The organism is Streptomyces sp. NPDC059398, assembly GCF_042751845.1.
GTDB lineage: Bacteria > Actinomycetota > Actinomycetes > Streptomycetales > Streptomycetaceae > Streptomyces.
In genome coordinates, this window is record NZ_JBHYWP010000129.1 from 1 (window position 1) to 2656 (window position 2656).

Below are 2656 nucleotides of genomic sequence, written 5' to 3' on the forward strand. Positions count from 1 at the left end.
CCGGCCGCCCCTCACGCATGCCGCTTCCGTACTACCGGACGCCGGTGACCTCGACCGCCGCCAGGTTCTTCTTGCCGCGGCGCAGCACCAGCCACCGCCCGTGCAGCAGATCCGCGGCGGCCGGCACCGCGTCCTCGCCCGCGACCTTCACGTTGTTGACGTAAGCCCCGCCCTCCTTGACGGCGCGGCGGGCCGCCGACCTGCTCGGCACCAGACCCGTTTCGGCGAGCAGTTCCACGACCGGAACGAGCGCGTCGACCCTGGTGTGCGGCAGCTCGGAGAGCGCGGCGCCCAGCGTCGCCTCGTCGAGCTCCGTCAGCTCGCCCTGGCCGAACAGCGCCTTCGACGCCGCGACCACCGCCGCACACTGGTCCGCGCCGTGCACCAGCGTCGTCAGCTCCTCGGCCAGCGAGCGCTGCGCGGCCCGCGCCTGCGGCCGCTCCTCGGTCTGCCGCTCCAGCTCTTCCAGCTCGGCCCGGCTCTTGAAGCTGAGGATGCGGTTGTACGTGGAGACATCGCGGTCGTCCACATTCAGCCAGAACTGGTAGAAGGCGTACGGAGTGGTCATCTCCGCGTCCAGCCAGACGGCACCGCTCTCCGACTTGCCGAACTTGGTGCCGTCCGCCTTGACCATCAGCGGGGTGCCCAGCGCGTGCACCGACGCGTCCGGCTCCAGGCGGTGGATCAGGTCGATGCCCGCCGTGAGGTTGCCCCACTGGTCGCTGCCGCCCTGCTGGAGCGTGCAGCCGTACCGCCGGTAGAGCTCCAGGAAGTCCATCCCCTGGAGCAGCTGGTAGCTGAACTCCGTGTAGCTGATGCCCTGTTCGGACTCCAGACGGCGGGCGACCGAGTCCTTGGTGAGCATCTTGTTCACCCGGAAGTGCTTGCCGATGTCCCGCAGGAACTCGATCGCGGACAGGCCCGCGGTCCAGTCCAGGTTGTTGACCATGACCGCCGCGTTCTCCCCCTCGAAGGAGAGGAACGGCTCGATCTGGGAGCGCAGCCGGCCCACCCAGTTCGCGACGGTCTCCGGGTCGTTCAGCGTGCGCTCGGCGGTCGGCCGCGGGTCGCCGATCTGACCGGTGGCCCCGCCCACCAGCGCCAGCGGCCGGTGCCCGGCCTGCTGGAGCCTGCGGACGGTGAGGACCTGCACGAGGTGGCCCACATGCAGGCTGGCCGCCGTCGGGTCGAAGCCGCAATAGAACGTGACGGGACCGTCCGCGAGCGTCTTGCGCAATGCGTCCTCGTCAGTGGAGAGGGCGAAGAGCCCCCGCCACTTCAGCTCGTCGACGATGTCCGTCACGGGTCTCGCGTCTCCTTCGGTGTGCTGGTACGTACGTTCCGGACCGGAAGTACGTCCCAGAGGTTATACGCCCTGGCTGACGGAGCTCATATTGAAATCCGGGATGCGCAGGGCGGGCATCGCGGCGCGCGTGAACCAGTCGCTCCACTCGCGCGGCAGCGTCCGCTCCGTACGCCCCGCCTCGGTGGCCCGGGAGAGCAGACCGACCGGTGACTCGTTGAAGCGGAAGTTGTTCACCTCGCCGGTGACCTCGCCGTTCTCCACGAGATAGACACCGTCCCTGGTCAGCCCGGTCAGCAGCAGGGTGGCCGGATCGACCTCCCTGATGTACCAGAGGCAGGTCAGCAGCAGCGCCGGACCGTCGTGCCCCGACGCAGCCACCATCTCGTCGAGCGAGCGCTCCCCGCCGCCGTCCAGGACCAGATTGCCGATGGCGGGGGCCACCGGGAGGCCGGTCAGCTCCGCGCTGTGCCGGGTGGTGACCAGGCGCTCCAGCCGGCCCTCGCGCACCCAGTCCGTACGGGAGAGCGGCAGCCCGTTGTCGAAGACCGAGGTGTCGTCGCCCGACGCGTGCGCCAGGACGAAGGGCGCCGACTCCAGACCGGGCTCGGCCGGATCGCTGCGCAGGGTCAGCGGCAGCGCGGAGAGCCGGTCACCGATACGGGTCCCGCCGCCGGGCCGGGAGAAGACCGTACGGCCCTCCGCCGCGTCCCGCGCCGCCGACGACCAGAGCTGGTAGATCAGCAGATCGGCCACGGCGGTGGGCGGCAGCAGCGTCTCGTACCGCCCGGCGGGCAGCGCGACCCGGCGCTCGGCCCAGCGCAGCCGCCGCGCCAGCTCGGCGTCGAGCGCGGCCGGGTCGACATCGGTGAAGTCACGTGTGGCCCGGCCCGCCCAGGCGGAGCGGGACCGGTCGGGGGACTTGGCGTTCAGCTCCAGGGTGCCGTTCGGCTGGTCGTGGCGCAGCCGCAGGCCGGTCGACGTACCGAGGTAGCTGGAGGTCATCTCATGGCTGGCGAATCCGTACAGCTCCCGTCCGCCGGACCGTGCGCGGGCGAAGGACTCGCCCAGCGCCGGTGCGAAGGCGGCGAAGACCGACGAGTCCGTCCCGGCCGGTGGCTCCGTGAAGCCGGGGGACTCGGGCACCCCGCCGACCAGCGGCCGGGCGTCCTCGGCCGGGGCGCCGTCCCGGGCCGCCGCCTCGGCGGCCCGGACCAGCGGGGCGGGGGGGGCCGCGGGCCCCCCCCCGGCCCCCCCGACCCCCCGAGGCGGGCCCGCCCCCGGGGGGTTTTAAACAAAGAGAGCGCGCGCCGAGGTGGGTGGGTTTTGTGCGGGGTGGGGGCGCGGCAGAGA

At 72.1% G+C, this 2656-nt stretch carries 1 protein-coding gene and 1 pseudogene; both read right to left on the bottom strand.

The features are described 5' to 3' along the window. Positions 1–31 precede the first annotated feature (31 nt). Positions 32–1303, bottom strand: coding sequence for a tyrosine--tRNA ligase (tyrS, locus tag ACFXBC_RS31790; RefSeq protein ID WP_385032390.1), 1272 nt, complete (start codon positions 1301–1303; stop codon positions 32–34). A gap of 63 nt (positions 1304–1366) precedes the next feature. Beyond that, positions 1367–2524, bottom strand: a pseudogene (locus ACFXBC_RS31795) (metallopeptidase TldD-related protein); the annotation flags it as partial. Between the last annotated feature and the right edge of the window lie 132 nt (positions 2525–2656).